Here is a 17,198-nt window from a genome sequence, read left to right on the forward strand (position 1 = left end):
CCACGTCCCCAACACCCTTGCCGGGGGCAACCGTTGTGCAGCGGAACCCCTGGAGGGGGCACATGAACAGTCTCGACTGGGTCGTGCTCATCGCCTACTTCGGCGTGATGGTCGCGATCGGTGTCTGGTCCCACAAGCGCGTCGACAACGTTTCCGACTTCTTCACCGCGGGCGGCAAGATGCCGTGGTGGCTGTCCGGCATCTCGCACCACATGTCGGGCTACAGCGCGGTGATGTTCACCGGGTACGCCGGCATCGCGTACACGTACGGCGTGACGTCCTTCGTCACCTGGTCCTTCCCGATCGCGCTCGGCATCGCCATCGGCGCCCGGCTCTTCGCGCCGCGCATCAACCGGCTGCGCTCGCGGCTGCACGTGGCCTCGCCGCTCGAATACCTCAAGAACCGCTACAACCTGGGCACCCAGCAGGCGCTCGCCTGGTCCGGGATGCTGCTGAAGATCGTCGACGTGGGCGCGAAGTGGGCGGCCATCGCCACCCTGCTGTCCGTGTTCACGGGTGTGTCCCTGAACCAGGGCATCCTGATCACCGGCGCGATCACGGCCGTCTACTGCACCATCGGCGGCCTGTGGGCGGACGCGCTCACCGAACTCGGCCAGTTCGTCATCCAGTTGCTGGCCGGTGTCGCGATGTTCGTCGCGGTCCTGATGGAGCTGGCGAACAAGAACATCGGCTTCCTGGAGGCATGGAGCAGGCCCGAGCTGGAGGGGCACGGGAAGCCGCTGGTCGGACCGTACGGCACGGTGTTCCTGCTCGCGTTCCTCTTCATCAAGCTCTTCGAGTACAACGGCGGCATGCTCAACCAGGCCCAGCGCTACATGGCGACGAGCAGCGGCCACGAGGCCAAGCGCTCCGCGTACCTGTCGGCGGCGCTGTGGCTGATCTGGCCGGTCGTTCTCTTCTTCCCGATGTGGATGTCGCCGCTCCTGGTGGACGCGCAGAAGCCGGACGGCTCCGACAGCTACGGCCTGATGACCGAACAGCTGCTGCCGCACGGGCTGTTGGGCCTGGTCATCGTCGGCTTCTTCTCGCACACGATGGCCATGTGCTCCTCCGACGCCAACGCCATCGCGGCCGTCTTCACGCGGGACGTGGCGCCCGCGCTCTCCTCGAAGGCGCGTCAGTGGGGTCCGCGCGCGGGCCTGGTCGCGGCCCGCCTCACGACGGTGATCTTCCTGGCGCTGTCCATGGCGGTCGCCACTCAGGTCAACTCGCCCACGTTCAAGGACATCATCACGGTCGTCATCAAGTGGGTGGCCGGGCTGATGGGCCCGATCGCGATCCCGATGATGCTGGGCCTGCTGCGGCAGTTCCGCAGGTCGGGGCCGACGGCCGCGCTCACCAGCTGGGGCATGGGCCTGCTCGCGTTCTGGCTGGTGAACTACCCGATCAGCTGGAGCATCGAGGGCGGCGTGCCGCTCCAGTACCAGGTGTCGATCCCGCTCGCCGTCTCGCTCGTGCTCTACATCCTCATCGGCTTCATCAAGCCGGAGGACACCCCGGAGCGGGACGCGATCATCGCCCGCATCAACTCCGACGACGACGGAGCGGCGGCGGCGGTTCCGGCACCGGCATCGGCACCGGCGGGCCAGTCGAGCGCCACAGGCAATTGAGCGTCTCAAGCCCTCGGCGGCGGGTGAGCAATTCAAGCCCCTGCGGCGATTGAGGCGCGGGGTCCGGGGCAGAGCCCCGGGGTGTGGCCTAGGCCCGCGGATAGCGGGCCAACCACCCCGGGGAAGCGGCCGCAGGCCCATGCAGTGCGGCGCCCTGCGTCATCTCCATCGCGAAGTCGTCCGCGAGCTCCAGGATCGTGGGGCGTCCCTCCAGCTCCGCGACCCACGCGGGCGGCAGCGCCGTCTCCCCGTGCAGCGCCCCGAGCAGGCCCCCGCACAACGCGCCGACCTGTGCGGACGGCCCGTCGTGGTGCACGGCGAGGCCGAGGCCGTGCCGGATGTCGTCGCTGACGAGCGCGCAGTACACGGCGGCGGCGAGCACACCGGGCGCGTCGCCCTCCCCGACCAGCTCGCCGACCCGCGCGGCGGTCGGCATGCCCTGGCGTACGGCGCCGAGCGCGTGCTTGAGCGCGTCCGCGACGGGCGGGTGCCCGGGGCGCGCGGCGAGCAGGGCGAGCGCCCGCTGCACGGCGGTGTCGAGGGAGTCGCCGCGGGCGAGCGCGTGCACGAGGACCGCGTACGCGCCGGCCGCCAGGTAGGCCTCCGCCGCGCCGTGCGTGTGCACGGCGCACTCGACGGAGAGCTGGAGGACGAGCTGCGGCTCCCAGCCCACGAGGAGCCCGAACGGCGCGGAGCGGGTCGCCGCCTCGGCGCCGTTCGCGTCCAGGTTCTTGGGCCGGTCGAGGGTGCCCATGACGTCGTTGCCGAGCCCCAGCAGGCAGGCCTGCGCGGCGCCCCGCCGGGAGTACAGCCACTCCTCGCGGGCCAGCCAGCCGTCCTCCTTGCGGCGCAGGTCGGGACCCCAGTCCCGCTGCGTCGCCACCCACCGCAGGTAGGCGCGGTGCACATCGGTCGGCGGGTGCCAGGCGCCGGTGTCCCGGCGCACCTGGGCACGGATCAGCCCGTCCACGGTGAAAAGGGTCAGCTGGGTCGCGGCGGTGATGGCGCCGGTCCGCCCGTACACGGGCACGAGCTGCTTGAGCCCCTCGTCCCCGTGCTCGGCGTGGATCCCGTCGAGGGTGAGGCCGTCGAGCGGGGCGCCGAGGGTGTCACCGAGTGCGCCGCCGAGCAGGGTCCCGCGCACCCTGCTGCGGAAGTCCTGCTGTTCGGCGCGGCCCCAGACCGCCGCCGCATTGGGCGCTGCGCCCATGGGGCACTCCTCCTGTCACGACCCTCGACCCTTCGGCTTGGAGCACTGTAATCGACCGGCGTCGACCAGGAATGTTCACGAAGTGATGGGACTGTGGACGAGCGTGCGCACCTCGCTCGCACGCCTAGAGGTCGTCGGGCAGGATCCGGAAGCAGCCCGCGCTGCGGCCCAGCGGTCGCACCGTTCGGAAGTCGCGGAGATCCCGCGTGAGCACCGCGTCGGTGTCGTACTCCGCCGCGAGGGCGACGCTCATGGCGTCCACGAGATCGAGGTCGAGGGAGTCGTAGCGGGCCCGCACGGTCAGGGCCATGTCGAGCAGCGCCGGAGTCACCTCGGCCAGAGCCAGCCGCGTCTCCGCCAGGCGCCCCATCAGCACACGCATGACGCCGTCGGCGGCCCGCCTGCCCGCCCTGATGGTGGCCACCTGATGAACCTCGGTGAGCGCCATCGGGCTCGCGACCAGCAGTCCGCACTGGTCGACCGCTTTCCGTGCGGCCAGGTGATCGGGGTCCGACCTGTTGCAGAGCGTGAGGAGCCCCGAAGTGTCGGCGATCACGATCACGCCGCGCGACCCCTGTGCCGCCGCGAGCCCGCACCCGACCCGCCACCGGACCTCGCCTCGCGCACATCGTCGTGCGTCACGGGTCCGCCCAGGTCGACGGTCTCCTCGTCGGCGATGAAGGGCTCGTCCCAGACCCTGCGGGCCATCGCGATGCGATGGATGCCCTCCCGGATCATCTCGGCCTCGGACACTCCGAGGCGCGCGGCGGCCTCTTTGATCAGCGCCAGATCCGCGTCGTCCGCGTAGACGTTCGTACGCTTCAGTGCCATGACATCGATGGTACACAACCTGTACCACGAGGCCGAGGGCCTCATCCGGTTCACGCGGCGCACGCTGTCGCCGCACACGCCCGGCACGCCCCCGGCCCCGCCGCCCGGAACGCCCGGTCGCAGCCGTCGCAGTTCTGGAGTGGCAGGCGACGGGGGGCGGGTGGTCCCGGCAGGGGCTCGGGCTTCGGTGGGAGTTCGGGTGGGAGGAACGCGGTCAGGCGGTGGGCCATGAGGGCCGCGGGGTAGCGGATGGGATCCGTCGGCAGGCCTGCCGTCAGGGCCCGTTTCACGTCGCCCGGGGTCATGCCCCGCGCCAGCCACACCGCCGCGGCGGGCGCGAGGCGGCGCACGTCTCGTTCGCTGAGCAGCAGGCGGGGGTCGTACGTACGCAGACCGATGAGGAGGTCGACGGCCGGGGTGCGGGTGGCCGGGCCTGGTTCAGGGTCCTGGGGGTCGGGCTGCGGCGCCCGGAGGGGTCGGCGCTGCGGGCGCGGGGTGCGGGGCTTCGGCTCGGTGCGGGGCGCCTCCGGCGGAACGGCGACCTCTGGAGGCTCCGGCGGCGGCGCCTGGCCGCGCAGGTGCGGTGGCTTGTCGTACGAGATCGTGCGCGTGACGATCCGCCCGGACGGGAGCCGTTCCTTGATCCGCTCCAGGTAGCCGTGCGCCTCCAGCTCCCGCAGCGCGGCGGCGATCCTGACCTCACCCTCGGGGAACTTCGCGGCCAGGCTCTTGATGCCGACCTTCGAGCCTTCCGGCAGCGACTGGATGTGCGTGGCCAGGCCGATCGCGGTGAGGGAGAGATCGGCGTGCTGGGCCAGGTGATGCCCGACCACGGTGAACTCGGACATGTGGCGCTCCCGGGAGCGGTGAAGACCGCGTGATGGAGTGGCCGAACGGCCGGAAAGGGCGCGCGACGGCGCGCTAATCTGTTGCCCAGACATCGGGAAGGTCTCGCTTCCTTGGTGGTCAGGCCCTCGTCCGGGATGCCAGTCCCGGCGGGGGCCGCTTTGCATATGCGGCAGAGAGTGCACCACGAACTCGCTTGTTCGCCAGTCGAGTTGGCGATCGTCACTCTCGCGGGTGACGCCCCTCCGGCGGCTTACGTCCGGAGGTGAGGTGGGGGGGTTGGTTTTCCCAACCCTTCTTTTACGGGGTGGTGTACCGGATCGCCGGGTCACGCCAACTCGCGTCCTGGTACGTCGAGTTCGGCAGGTCATCCGCGAAACCCACCCCGCCGCCCCGCCCGACGGAGGACCATGAAGGCACACGTCTTCTGGTGCTGAGGGGCGCCGGGAAGGGCGGGACGTCATGGACGCGGGCAAGGGACAGGGCCTTGCGGGCGCGGCCAGCCGCTTCACCACGCGGTCCGTGGACGAGGCGCGCGCCGTGCTGTCGCAGCAGTTCTACGACATGAAACTGGACACCCCCACGGCGGACGACTTCGAGCTCGAAGCCGATGTCGTGGTGCTGGGAGGCGTGACGATCGGGCGCATGTCGTTCGGCGCCTCCATCCGGGCCTACATCCCTGACCTGGACTGCTACCACGTCGTGGCGCCGTCGACGGGCTCCTTCAGCATCGGTCAGGGCCGGGAGCCCGACACCCCCGTGTCGGACCGCACGGGCGGCATGCTGAACCCCACGAAGAGTTTCCGGGTCGGCGACTTCTCGCCCGACTGCGACACCCTCACCATCAAGGTCGAGAAGCTGGCGGTGCACCGGCAGCTGGAGGTCATGCTCGGCGGGCCCGTGCACCGCAATGCCGACTTCAGGCCGGCGTTCGACATCTGCCGGGGCGCGGGGCGCAGTTGGGCCGGGCTCGCCCGCTGGATCGCGCTGGACGCGAACAATCCAGGCGGGCTGCTACAGAGCCCCATGATCTGCGGGCGACTCGAACAGACCTTGCTGGAAGGCCTGTTGCTCGCCACCGATCACCGCTACCGCGACGCCCTCGACGCTCCCCCGCCCGCGATGCCGGCCACCGCCGTCAAGCGCGTCATGGACGCCGTCCGCGACAACCCGGCCGAGCCCTGGGACGCGAACCGGCTGGCCGCGGTCGCCAACGTCAGCCTGCGCACACTCCAGGAGGCGTTCCGGTCGCAGGTGCGTATGACGCCCATGGGGTACGTGCACGAGGTGCGACTGCAACACGTGCGGATGGCGCTGCGCCTCGCCGCGCCCGGCGGGACCACCGTCACCGAGGTCGCCTACCGCTGGGGCTTCGCCCACCTGGGCCGGTTCGCCCGGCGCTATCGGGCCCGGTTCGGCGAGCCGCCCTCCCGTACGCTCGGCGGCGCGCGAACCGGATAGCGGCCGCGCGCGAACCGGCGAGCCGCGACCCCCGCGCGGGCCGTACGGTCCTCGTACCGCCCCGCGCACGGGATGACGCGGACGATGGACGGCGTCGGCGCCGCCCACCCGCCGCTCCCCTCGGTCCCGCGCCCGGCAGCGGACCTGGCGCAGGCAACGCGGGAGCGCCTGCACGCCCTCGGGCCCGGCCGCCCACCCTGTCAGCGGCGCCGGGCCCGGGACCTCCAGGACGCCCCTACGGCTCCAGCACCGGCAGCAGCTCCGGCAGGTGGCCGTCGGACGCCTGCGCCGCGTGGACGCGCTCCTCCGGGACGGACCCGTACAGCGTGGTGCGCGGCTTGGACGGGCGGCCCGCCGCGTCCGCGACGGCGATCAGGTCCTTGACCGACTTGTACGAGCCGTAGGAGGAGCCCGCCATGCGGGAGATGGTCTCCTCCATGAGTGTGCCGCCCAGGTCGTTCGCGCCCGAGCGCAGCATCTCGGCCGCGCCCTCCGTGCCGAGCTTCACCCAGCTCGTCTGGATGTTGGGGATGTGCGGGTGGAGGAGGACGCGTGCCATGGCCGTGACCGCGCGGTTGTCGCGGGTCGTCGGGCCGGGGCGGGCGATGCCCGCGAGGTAGACCGGCGCGTTGGTGTGGATGAACGGGAGCGTCACGAACTCCGTGAAACCGCCCGTCTCCTGCTGGATCGAGGCCAGGGTGCGCAGGTGGCCGAGCCAGTGGCGGGGCTGGTCCACATGCCCGTACATCATCGTCGAGGACGAGCGGATGCCCAGCTCGTGGGCGGTCTTGATGACCTCGATCCAGTCGGCCGCCGGCAGCTTGCCCTTCGTGAGGATCCAGCGGACCTCGTCGTCGAGGATCTCGGCCGCCGTGCCGGGGATGGAGTCGAGGCCCGCCTCCTTCGCGGCCGTGAGCCACTCGCGGATGGACATGCCGGTGCGGGTCGCGCCGTTCACGACCTCCATCGGCGAGAAGGCGTGCACATGCATGCCGGGCACCCGCTCCTTGACCGCCTTCGCGATGTCGAAGTAGGCCGTGCCGGGCAGGTCCGGGTGGATGCCGCCCTGCATGCAGACCTCGACCGCGCCGACGTCCCAGGCCTGCTGCGCCCGGTCGGCGACCTGGTCGAGCGAGAGCGTGTACGCGTCGGCGTCCGTGCGGCGCTGGGCGAACGCACAGAAGCGGCAGCCGGTGTAGCAGACGTTCGTGAAGTTGATGTTCCGCGTGACGATGTACGTGACGTCGTCACCGACCACCGACTTGCGGATGTCGTCGGCGATGCCGCACAGGGCGTCGAGGGCAGGGCCTTCGGCGTGCAGGAGGGCGAGGGCCTCGTCGTCGGTGAGCTTCGTCGGGTCGTCGGCCGCCTGCTTCAGAGCCGCGCGCACGTCGCCGTCGATGCGGGACGGCTCCATGCCGGGGGCCGCCTGCTCGCGCAGCGCCTCCCAGTCGCCGTAGACCACGTCGAAGTCGTCGCGGCGGTCGCTGGTGCGGCCCTCGGTGTCGATGGTGCGGTGCAGGTCGGTGCGGCCGGACGCCGCCACGTATCCCTCGTCCGGCTCCTGCCAGGGGCGGCCGACGACGGGCGCGTCGGGGACCGCGAGACCGTCCGCGTCGGACAGCGCCTGCACGTGCGGGAGGAGGCGCGGGTCCAGCCACGGCTCGCCGCGCGTGACGAACTCCGGGTAGACGCAGAGACGTTCCCGCAGCTCGAAGCCGACCTCCGCGGACTGGCGGGCCAACTCCTCCAGCTTCGGCCACGGCTTCTCGGGGTTCACATGGTCGATGGTCACCGGGGAGACGCCGCCCCAGTCGTCGATCCCGGCGTCGATGAGGCGGGCGTACTCGCCGTCGACGAGGTTCGGCGGGGCCTGGATGTTCCCCGCCGGGCCCATGATGTGCCGGGCGACCGCCACGGTGGCGACCAGGTCGTCGAGTTCGGCGTCCGGCATGCCGCGCATCGCCGTGTCCGGCTTGGCGCGGAAGTTCTGGATGATCAGTTCCTGGATGGCGTGGTACGAGCGGGCGGTGCGGCGCAGCGCGAAGAGGGATTCCGCGCGCTCCTCGTAGGTCTCGCCGATCCCGATGAGCAGCCCGCTGGTGAACGGGACGGACGAGCGGCCCGCGTCCTCCAACACCCGCAGCCGCACGGCCGGTTCCTTGTCGGGCGAGCCGTAGTGCGGCATCCCCGGCTCGGACCACAGCCGCTCGGCGGTCGTCTCCAGCATCATGCCCATGGAGGGCGCGACGGGCTTCAGCCGCTGGAAGTCCGTCCAGGACAGGACGCCCGGGTTGAGGTGCGGCAGCAGCCCCGTCTCCTCCAGGATCCGGATCGAGATGGCCCGCACGTACGCGATGGTGTCGTCGTAGCCGTGCGCGTCCAGCCACTCGCGGGCCTCGGGCCAGCGGTCCTCCGGCTTGTCGCCGAGGGTGATCAGGGCTTCCTTGCAGCCCAGTTCGGCGCCCTTGCGCGCGATGTCGAGAACCTCGTCGGGCGACATGAACATTCCGTGACCCTCGCGGCGCAGTTTGCCGGGGACCGTCACGAACGTGCAGTAGTGGCACTTGTCACGGCACAGCCTGGTGAGCGGGATGAACACGCTCTTGCTGTACGTGATGACACCCGGCCGGCCGGCCGCCTCCAGGCCCGCGTCGCGCACGCGGGCGGCGGACGTGGTGAGGTCGGTCAGGTCGTCGCCGCGCGCCTGGAGGAGGACCGCGGCCTCGGTGACGTCGAGAGCGACACCGTCCCTGGCCCGTTTGAGCGCGCGGCGCATCGAGTTGGCAGTGGGCTGGCTCTGCTGTACGGCGTCCTGATCACTCATGAACCGAGCATACGAGCGCCATCCGGACACTTCGAGGGCGCCTGTCGGAGCCCTTCCCTTGCGCCGTGGTTCACGGCTCAATACGAGGGTTGCACGCGTCACGCCAGCCACCCTTGGGAGCCGCCACATGTGCACTGACGCCGAACACGGAATCGGCAGACGAGCCTTGCTCGTGACCGGCGCCGCAGGCGCGCTTACGCTCACCACCATGAGCTTCGCCAGCGCCGCCGACGGCTCGACCTCCACGAAGACGCTCAAGGGCACCCTGCCGCCCGGCTCCCCCGACTACGTCTACCTCCCGGTCGACGTCCCTGCGGGGGTGCGCGAGATCAAGGTGTCCTACACGTACGAGAAGGCCACGGGCCTCCCCGCCGGACCCCAGAACAACGCCCTGGACATCGGCCTGTTCGACGAGCGCGGCACCGAGCTCGGCGGCGCGGGCTTCCGCGGCTGGTCGGGCGGCGCCCGCACCGAGTTCTTCGTCCGCGCCGACGACGCGACGCCCGGCTACCTCCCGGGCCCGGTCCGCCCCGGCCGGTGGAACGTCGTGCTCGGCCCGTACACGGTGGCGCCGGAGGGCCTCCCGTACGAGGTGACGGTGACGCTCACGCACGGGAAGCCGGACCCGGCGCCCCGCCCGGCGTACCCGCCGCAGCGGGCCCGCGGCCGGGGCCGCGCCTGGTACCGGGGCGACTGCCACCTGCACTCCTGGTACTCGGACGGCCGCCGCACCCCCGCCGAGATCGGCGCGCTCGCCCGCGCCGCCGGACTCGACTTCATCAACACCTCCGACCACAACACGCACGCCGCGCACGCCCACTGGTCGGACGTGGCGGGCGACGACCTGCTGGTGATGCTCGGCGAGGAGGTCACCACCCGCAACGGCCACGTGCTCGCCCTCGGCACCGAGCCCGGCACGTTCGTCGACTGGCGCTACCGGGCCCGCGACAACCGCTGGGCGAAGTACGCGCAGCAGATCCGCCGCGCGGGCGGCCTGGTCGTCCCGGCGCACCCGCACGCGACGTGCATCGGCTGCGGCTGGAAGTTCGGCTTCGGCGAGGCGGACGCGGTCGAGGTGTGGAACGGCCCGTACACGCCGGACGACGAGGTGTCCCTGTCGGACTGGAACAACACCCTGGTCGCGCACGCCCGTTCCAAGGGCCGCACGGGCTGGCTCCCCGCGATGGGCAACAGCGACGCGCACCGCGACCCGGACCGCGTCGGCGGCCCGCAGACCGTGGTCCTCGCGGACGACCTGAGCCGCGAGGCCGTCCAGGCGGGCATCAAGGCGGGCCGCTCGTACGTCGCGGAGTCCAAGGACGTCGAGCTCACCTTCACGGCGACCGGCGGCAAGGGCGGGACGGCGGGCATCGGCGAACGCCTCACGGTGGACCTCGACGCGCCGGTCACGGTGACCCTGAAGGCGAAGGCGCCCGCCGACTGCACGCTGCACATCGTCACCGACCAGGGCACCCTCTTCACGTCGGCGGCGGGCGCGGCCTCGGCGACCTGGCGGACGACGGCGGCCTACGCGGCGTACGTACGGGCGGAGGTCAGGCACGCTCCGACGGTGACCGGTTTCCCCGGGGCCCTGGCCGCGTTCACGAACCCGATCTTCCTGGGCCCGTAAGGCCCGGAGGCATGGGCTAGTCCTCGACGACCAGCACCGGCGTCCGCCGGTTCAGCACCTCGCCGCGGAAGAACGCCGGGCTGCGGCGTCCCATCACCAGCATGATGACCACGCCGACGAGCAGCAGGCCGACACCGATCACGAAGACCGAGCCGACCCCGAACACCGAGGAACCGCTGCCGTACGCCGGGTTCCACATGTCCACGAGGGTCTTGACGAAGACGGCGGACAGCAGGACGCCGCCGAGCAGCGGGAAGAGGCCCTTGAAGGTGAAGTCGCGCACGGAGGAGCGCAGTTCCGCCTTGAAGTACCAGGCGCAGGCGAAGGCCGTCAGCGCGTAGTAGAAGCAGATCATGAGGCCGAGCGCGTAGATCGTGTCGACGAGGACGTGCTCGGAGACCAGCGTCATGACCGTGTAGAAGACGGCCGTCGCGACACCCGCCGTGACGGTCGCGCGGCCCGGCGTGCGGAACTTCGGGTGCACGCGCGCGTACGAGGCCGGCAGCGCCTCGTACGCCGACATGGCGAGGACCGTGCGGGCGACCGGGATGAAGGTCGTCTGGAGGCTCGCGGCAGCGGAGGCGAGGACGGCGACGAACAGGAGGATGCCGAGGGTGGGGCCCATCACCGGGCCCGCGAGCGCCGCGAAGACGTTGTCGGAGGTCTCCGGGTTGGCGAGGCCGAGGCCCTTGTCGCCGGAGCCGACGATCATCTGTGCGGCGATGCCCGTCGCCAGGTAGGAGCCGACGAGGACGACCATCGCGATGAGCGCGGCGCGGCCCGGCGTCTTCTCGCTGCCGACGGTCTCCTCGTTGGCGGTCAGGCAGGCGTCCCAGCCCCAGTACATGAAGATCGACAGGGACAGACCGGCCGTGAACGCGCCGAAGGACTGCACCGAGAACGGGTTCAGCCACGACCAGGAGAAGTCCACCGAGGTCCCGGCGAAGTCCGCGGAGCCGGCCTTGGAGACGGCCATCACGACGAAGACGGCGAGCACCACGAGCTGGAGTCCGACCAGCGCGTACTGCACGCCCTTCGTCGCGGTCATGCCCCGGTAGCTGATCGCCGTGGCGGCCGCGATGAGGACGAGGCACGTGACGATGTGGACGGCCTTGTTGTCGTCGAGCGCCGCCACCGACGTGCTGTTGGTGATCTCGCCCGCGAGCAGCCAGAAGTACGAGGTCGCGACCCCGGCGAGGTTCGAGAGCACGATGATCGTCGCGATCACCAGGCCCCAGCCGCACATCCACCCGACGCGCGGCCCGAACGCCTTCACGGTCCAGGTGAAGGACGTGCCGCAGTCCGGCATGACCTTGTTGAGCTCCCGGTACGCGAAGGCCACGAGCAGCATCGGCAGGAAGCCCGCGAGGAACACCGCGGGCATCTGGAGGCCGACCTCGCCGGCCGTGGAGCCGAGCGTGGAGGTCAGGCAGTAGACGGGGGCGACGGTGGAGACGCCGATGACGGCGCTGCCGAGCAGCCCGACGGAGTTCCCGCCGAGGCCCTTGCCGCCGCCGCCCGCGGTGCTGTCTGCGGCCCGCCCCGTCGAGGGCCCTGCGTCCAACTGAGTCATGAACAGGACGTTAAATCCTGCGGTTTCCACATCTGGCGGGTTTTATCGCGACCCTGGCGGCTGTCAATCCATGGGGAATCCGGGTGGATGCCCGGTGCATCCCAGGGAGACGAGTCGAGTCTACCGGCAGATCGCAGGCCAATGGCCCGACGTTCGATATTCGGTAATCGAAGCCGGGTCCGTTTTCGCCCGTTTCAAAATTTTCCCGTGCCTACTGCGTCACGTGCGTCCCGCCGGGCGGCGCGCGCCACGGAAACGGCCGACGGCGGTGGGCACCGCGTAGATCAGGGCGAGCGTCAGGAGCGCGAGGATCGCCATCAGCGCGGGCGTCCCGGTCGAGATGCAGAGGGCGAGCACGACCGCGGCCGCGAGACCGATCCAGAACAGCAGGTACTCGCGGTCGCCGCCGCCCTGCCGGGACAGCTTCGCCGCCGTGTAGATCAGCACGACGACGGCGGCGCCGACGATCAGCGCCGACACGTTGGGGAACTTCACCAGCGCGGCGAGCCCCGCGGGCACCAGCCACAGCAGGCCCAGCAGGGGACGCCCCGGCAGCCCGGGACCCCCGTCGTGCCGGGCGGCGGTCCCGCGCGGCGCGGGCCCCGACGAGGGTCGCGGAGTCCCGGCCGGGTGCGGCTGCTGCCCGTACGCGGGCCAGGCCGGGGCCGTCGGCTGCTGGGCGAAGTGCGCGCCACCGGGCGGCGTCGAGGACGGGGTGGAGGGCGGGGTGGAGTACGGCGCCGGGGGCGGCGTCGAAGGCGGCGGCGGGGACGCGGGGCCGGCTCCCGGCCCCCTCGTGACCGCGTCGTGGAAGTCTCCGCCGCTCGGCCCGAACACGCCGCCCGCGTCCGGCTGCGTGGCTCCGGGACCGGCCTCGGCCCCGTGCATCACCGTGTCGGCATGCGCCTCCAGGTTGAGCAGCTGCCCGGACTTGCGGGCGATCAGCGAGATGACCTGTCCGGGCAGCCACGCGTCACCCGTCGCGTCGTGCGTGCGCGCCCGGGCCACGAGCTGCCCCACGTCGGGCCGCCGCTCCGGCTCCGGGTCGAGGCACTGCCGGATGAGGTCCCGCAGCTCGTCCCCCACGCCCGGGAGCTGCGCGTCGAGGCTGCCCCGGTGCGGCTGGACGCCGGTGGCGGCGAAGGCGAGGGTGAGCCCGTAGCTGTAGACGTCGGTCGCGGCGGTGACCTTCTCGCCGTACGCCTGCTCGGGGGACATGTAGGCCGGGGTGCCGATCCGGGCCCCGGTCGAGGTCAGTCCCGCCGAGGAGAGCCCGGCGTCGAGCGCGGCGTGCACGATCCCGAAGTCGATGAGGCGCGGCCCGTCGGCGGACAGCAGCACGTTGGACGGCTTGAGGTCGCGGTGCACGAGTTTCGCGCGGTGCACGTGCTCCAGGGTCTGCGCGAGATCGGCCGCGAGCCGCCACAGCGATTCGGCGGGCAGCGGCCCGAACCGGTCGACCGAGTCCTGGAGGGAGGGCCCCGACACGTACTCCGACGCGTACCAGGGGTGCCGCTCGTCGAGGCCCGTGTCGACGACCGGCACCGTGCCCGGCGCGCCGACCCTGCGGACGACGTCCGCCTCGCGCCGGAAGCGTTCACGGAAGCCGGGCTGCGCCGCCATGTCGGAGTGGATGAACTTCAGCGCGACGTTCCGGCCGCCCGTGTTGCGGGCCAGGTAGACCCGCCCCATGCCGCCTTCACCGATCCGCCCGAGCACCCGGTACGTGCCGACCGTGCGCGGATCCCGCGCCTCCAGCGCCTCCATGGAACCCCCGGTTCCGACGTAGTGGTCATCTACAACTGCGCATTTTCACATGTCCAGTTGTAGACACGCAGAAAGGAGGTGCGTGGGTTCCGTGGGGCTGATGATGCAGTCGAGACCGTCCGCCCGTATCTGGCGCGGCCTATCCCGGGCCTATCCCGGCCAGACGATCGACTGCCACTCGCTGTACGCGTGCAGAGCGTACGAACCGACGTCCCTGCCGACGCCGCTCTTCTTGAAGCCGCCGAACGGCGCCTCCATGTTCCGCCCGATGGTGTTCACGCCGACCCCGCCGGCCCGCAGCCGCCGCGCGACCCGGAAGGCCCGCGCGACATCGCCCGACCACACATAGTCGATGAGGCCGTAGTCGGAGTCGTTGGCGAGGGCGACCGCCTCGTCCTCGTCGCCGTCGAAGGGCACCACGGCGACGACGGGCCCGAAGATCTCCTCCCGCACCACCCGCATGTCGTTGGTGCAGTCGGCGAGCAGCGTGGGCGCGACGTAGAAGCCGTTCTCAAAAGCGGGTCGCTCGCCACCGGCGACGACCGTCGCCCCCTCCTTGCGCCCCAGCTCGACGTACGACTCGACCCGCTCGCGGTGGGCCGCCGAGATGACGGGCCCGACGACGGTGCCCTTCGCGCGCGGGTCGCCGACCTTCATGTAGCCGATGTACGCGGTCAGCTTGGCCACGAACTCGTCGTACACGGACCGGTGCACGATCGCCCGCGTGGGAGCCGTGCAGATCTGCCCGCTGTAGAAGGCGTACGTCGTCCCGATCCCGGCGACGGCCGAGTCCAGGTCGGCGTCGTCGAGGACGACCGCGGCGCCCTTGCCGCCCAGCTCCATCAGCTGCCGCTTCATGGACCGGCCGCACACCTCGCCGATGCGCTGCCCGACGGCGGTGGAGCCGGTGAAGGACACCATGTCGACGTCCGGCGAATCGACGGCGGCCTCGCCGACACCGACCCCGGTCCCGCTGACGACGTTCACGACACCGGCCGGGACTCCCGCCTCCTCCAAGGCCGCCGCCATCCGGAACACGGACAGCGGGTCCTGCGGCGCGGGCTTCACGACGACGGTGTTGCCCATCGCGAGCGCCGGGGCGACCTTGCCGGCCGGGTTGGCCCACGGGTTGTTGTACGAGGTGATGCAGGTGACGACGCCGACCGGCTGCCGCACGGCGAGCGCGCCCGTGACACCCGCCTTGCCCATCGGACCGGCCTCGTTGATCTGCGGCGTCATCGCCTCCTCGACCGGTTCCAGGGCCCCCTTCGCGTACCGCCGGAACCGCGCGACGCCGACACCGACCTGCATGCCGCGCGCGGTCCCGGTCGTCGCCCCGCTCTCGGCCTGCGCCAGCTCGGCGTTGGCGGCGAAGTCCCGCTGGATGAGGTCGGCGGCCCGGTCGAGGATCGCGGCCCGCTCCTCCGGCTTCGTGCGCGACCAGGACCCGAAGGCGTCGCGGGCCGCGCGCGCGGCGTCGTGCACCTGCTGCCGCGAGGCCTCGGGGGCGTGCCCGACGACGGTCCCGCTCGCCGGGTCGACGACGTCGTAGTGCCCGCCATCGGGCTCGACCCACTCGCCCCCGACGAACAGCCGCTGGGATTCGGTCACTTGGTGCTCACCGTCCGCGTGTCGGCGCCCGAGCGCAGCACCTTGCCCGGCACGGCGCCGCTCACGACGTCGCCGCGCATGGCCTCAACACCATTGACCCACACGGCGTTTATGCCGATGGCCTTCGAGTCGAGCCGCGGGCTGTCGCCGGGCAGGTCGTGCACGAGGGTCGCCTTGCCCGCGTCGATGGTCTCGGGGTCGAACAGCACCAGGTCGGCGTGCCACCCCTCCTGGATCCGCCCGCGCTCGCGCAGCCCGAACAGCTGGGCCGGGTCGTCGGTGAGCATCTTCACGGCCTGCTCGAGCCCCATCAGCTTCCGCCCGCGCAGACAGTCCCCGATGAACCGGGTCGTGTACGGCGCCCCGCACATCCGGTCCAGGTGCGCGCCCGCGTCGGACCCGCCGAGCATGACGTCCTCGTGGTTCCAGGTCTCGGCCCGCAGCGCCCAGGAGTCGGGGTCGTTGTCGGTCGGCATCGGCCACAGCACGGTCCGCAGCCCGTCGTTGGCGCAGATCTCGACGAGGCACTCGAAGGGCTCCTGCCCCCGCTCGGCGGCGATGTCCCGCACCACGCGCCCGCTCAGGCCCTCGTTGGCCTCGGAGTACGTGTCCCCGATGACGTAGCGCCCAAAGTTCGCGAGCCGCCTGAAGACGCCGGCCTCCTTGCTGTCGGCGCGCCGCAGCATCTCGCCGCGCACCTCGGGGTCCCGCAGCTTGGCGATCCGTTCGTCGACGGGCAGCCCGAGGATATCGCCCCAGCCGGGTATCAGATTGAGCGCGCAGAACGTCCCGAGGCTCATGTTCATCGGCGTCAGGATCGGCATCGTCAGGGCGACGATCCGGCCGCCGGACTTGCGGGCCCGCTCGCTCGCCTCCAGCTGCCGCGGCACCCGCTCGGGGACGGCGGCGTCGATGGTCAGGACGTTCCAGTTGAGCGGCCGTCCGGCAGCGGCCGTCATGTCCACGAACAGCTCGATCTCGTCGTCACTGAACTGGTCGAGGCACCCGGCGACGATGGCCTCGATCTGCGTGCCCTCGTGCTCGCCGACCGCCTTGCTGAGCGCGATCATCTCGGCGGGCTTCGCGTGCCGGGAGGCGACGGGTTCGCCGTCCCCGTCGGAGTGCGAGGACGACTGGGTGGTGGAGAGCCCCCAGGCCCCGGCGTCCATGGCGTCCTTCAACAGCGCGACCATCCGGTCGAGTTGCTCAGGAGTCGGCTGCCCGCCGACGGCATCGGCGCCCATCACGTACCGCCGCAGGGCGCAGTGCCCCACCATGAACCCGGCGTTGACGGCGATCCGCCCGTCGAGCGCGCCCAGGTAGTCCCCGAACGAGTTCCAGGTCCACGGAGCGCCCTCCTCCAGGGCGACCAGCGACATGCCCTCCACCCTGGACATCATCCGCCGCGTGTAGTCGGCGTCACCGGGCTGATCGGGGTTCAACGGGGCGAGCGTGAACCCGCAGTTGCCTCCGGCCACGGTCGTCACGCCGTGATTGAGCGAGGGCGTGGCGTACGGGTCCCAGAACAGCTGGGCGTCGTAGTGCGTGTGCGGGTCGACGAACCCGGGCGCGAGCACGAGCCCCGAGGCGTCCTCGGTACTCCGCGCCTCCTCGGCGACCTTCCCGGGCTCGGCGACGACGGCGATCCGCCCGCCCCGAATCCCGACGTCGGCGACAAAGGCAGGCGCACCGGTCCCGTCGACAACGGTGGCGCCCTTGATGAGGTGGTCGAGCATACGAGTCCGTCTCCCTTCACTCTTCACGTCTCTGCGGCACCCGGGCCCGCATGTGCGGCGCGACGACTGGGCCCC

Annotated in this window: 12 protein-coding genes; 3 read left to right on the forward strand and 9 right to left on the reverse strand. The window is 71.5% G+C overall.

What is annotated here, in order from left to right; all coding sequences use genetic code 11:
* Positions 1-62 precede the first annotated feature (62 nt).
* Positions 63-1,631, forward strand: a complete 1,569-nt coding sequence (locus tag ACFV9W_RS16395; protein ID WP_385760818.1) for a sodium:solute symporter family protein — start codon at positions 63-65, stop codon at positions 1,629-1,631.
* An 88-nt stretch (positions 1,632-1,719) separates the two neighbouring features.
* Here ACFV9W_RS16395 and ACFV9W_RS16400 read toward each other — a convergent pair whose 3' ends face one another.
* From ACFV9W_RS16400 to ACFV9W_RS16415, 4 genes are all read right to left on the reverse strand, one after another.
* Positions 1,720-2,841 carry an ADP-ribosylglycohydrolase family protein gene (locus ACFV9W_RS16400; RefSeq protein ID WP_385760821.1) on the reverse strand — a complete coding sequence of 374 codons (1,122 nt, stop codon included), beginning with the start codon at positions 2,839-2,841 and terminating at the stop codon, positions 1,720-1,722.
* Between the two features lie 124 nt (positions 2,842-2,965).
* Complete coding sequence (locus tag ACFV9W_RS16405) at positions 2,966-3,403, reverse strand: type II toxin-antitoxin system VapC family toxin (protein ID WP_385760824.1); 438 nt, start codon at positions 3,401-3,403, stop codon at positions 2,966-2,968.
* Positions 3,400-3,672, reverse strand: coding sequence for a CopG family transcriptional regulator (locus tag ACFV9W_RS16410; RefSeq protein WP_385760827.1), 273 nt, complete (start codon positions 3,670-3,672; stop codon positions 3,400-3,402). The genes ACFV9W_RS16405 and ACFV9W_RS16410 overlap by 4 nt, the downstream gene beginning before the upstream one ends.
* 50 nt (positions 3,673-3,722) lie before the next feature.
* Positions 3,723-4,520, reverse strand: coding sequence for a helix-turn-helix domain-containing protein (locus tag ACFV9W_RS16415; RefSeq protein ID WP_385760830.1), 798 nt, complete (start codon positions 4,518-4,520; stop codon positions 3,723-3,725).
* Between the two features lie 460 nt (positions 4,521-4,980).
* Here ACFV9W_RS16415 and ACFV9W_RS16420 point away from each other — a divergent pair, with 460 nt between their 5' ends.
* A complete protein-coding gene (locus ACFV9W_RS16420; RefSeq protein ID WP_385760833.1) occupies positions 4,981-5,979 on the forward strand; it encodes an AraC family transcriptional regulator in 999 nt (332 codons plus the stop codon).
* Positions 5,980-6,214: 235 nt separating this feature from the next.
* Here the strand turns inward: ACFV9W_RS16420 and ACFV9W_RS16425 are convergent, their stop codons facing one another.
* Positions 6,215-8,806, reverse strand: coding sequence for a bifunctional FO biosynthesis protein CofGH (locus tag ACFV9W_RS16425; protein ID WP_385760836.1), 2,592 nt, complete (start codon positions 8,804-8,806; stop codon positions 6,215-6,217).
* A 127-nt stretch (positions 8,807-8,933) separates the two neighbouring features.
* Here ACFV9W_RS16425 and ACFV9W_RS16430 point away from each other — a divergent pair, with 127 nt between their 5' ends.
* The gene (locus ACFV9W_RS16430) at positions 8,934-10,436 is read left to right on the forward strand and encodes a CehA/McbA family metallohydrolase (protein WP_385760839.1); all 1,503 of its coding nucleotides are present in this window, start codon (positions 8,934-8,936) and stop codon (positions 10,434-10,436) included.
* Positions 10,437-10,452: 16 nt separating this feature from the next.
* Here the strand turns inward: ACFV9W_RS16430 and ACFV9W_RS16435 are convergent, their stop codons facing one another.
* The 4 genes from ACFV9W_RS16435 to ACFV9W_RS16450 form a co-directional block, all read right to left on the reverse strand.
* Positions 10,453-12,009 carry an APC family permease gene (locus tag ACFV9W_RS16435; protein ID WP_385760842.1) on the reverse strand — a complete coding sequence of 519 codons (1,557 nt, stop codon included), beginning with the start codon at positions 12,007-12,009 and terminating at the stop codon, positions 10,453-10,455.
* Positions 12,010-12,228: 219 nt separating this feature from the next.
* Complete coding sequence (locus ACFV9W_RS16440) at positions 12,229-13,776, reverse strand: serine/threonine-protein kinase (RefSeq protein WP_385760845.1); 1,548 nt, start codon at positions 13,774-13,776, stop codon at positions 12,229-12,231.
* Positions 13,777-13,926: 150 nt separating this feature from the next.
* A complete protein-coding gene (locus ACFV9W_RS16445; RefSeq protein WP_385760848.1) occupies positions 13,927-15,387 on the reverse strand; it encodes an aldehyde dehydrogenase family protein in 1,461 nt (486 codons plus the stop codon).
* On the reverse strand, positions 15,384-17,123 hold the full coding sequence (locus ACFV9W_RS16450) for an amidohydrolase family protein (protein WP_385760851.1): 1,740 nt from the start codon (positions 17,121-17,123) through the stop codon (positions 15,384-15,386). The genes ACFV9W_RS16445 and ACFV9W_RS16450 overlap by 4 nt, the downstream gene beginning before the upstream one ends.
* Positions 17,124-17,198 lie beyond the last annotated feature (75 nt).

Source organism: Streptomyces sp. NPDC059897 (genome assembly GCF_042730865.1).
In the GTDB taxonomy this organism is placed as follows: Bacteria; Actinomycetota; Actinomycetes; order Streptomycetales; family Streptomycetaceae; genus Streptomyces.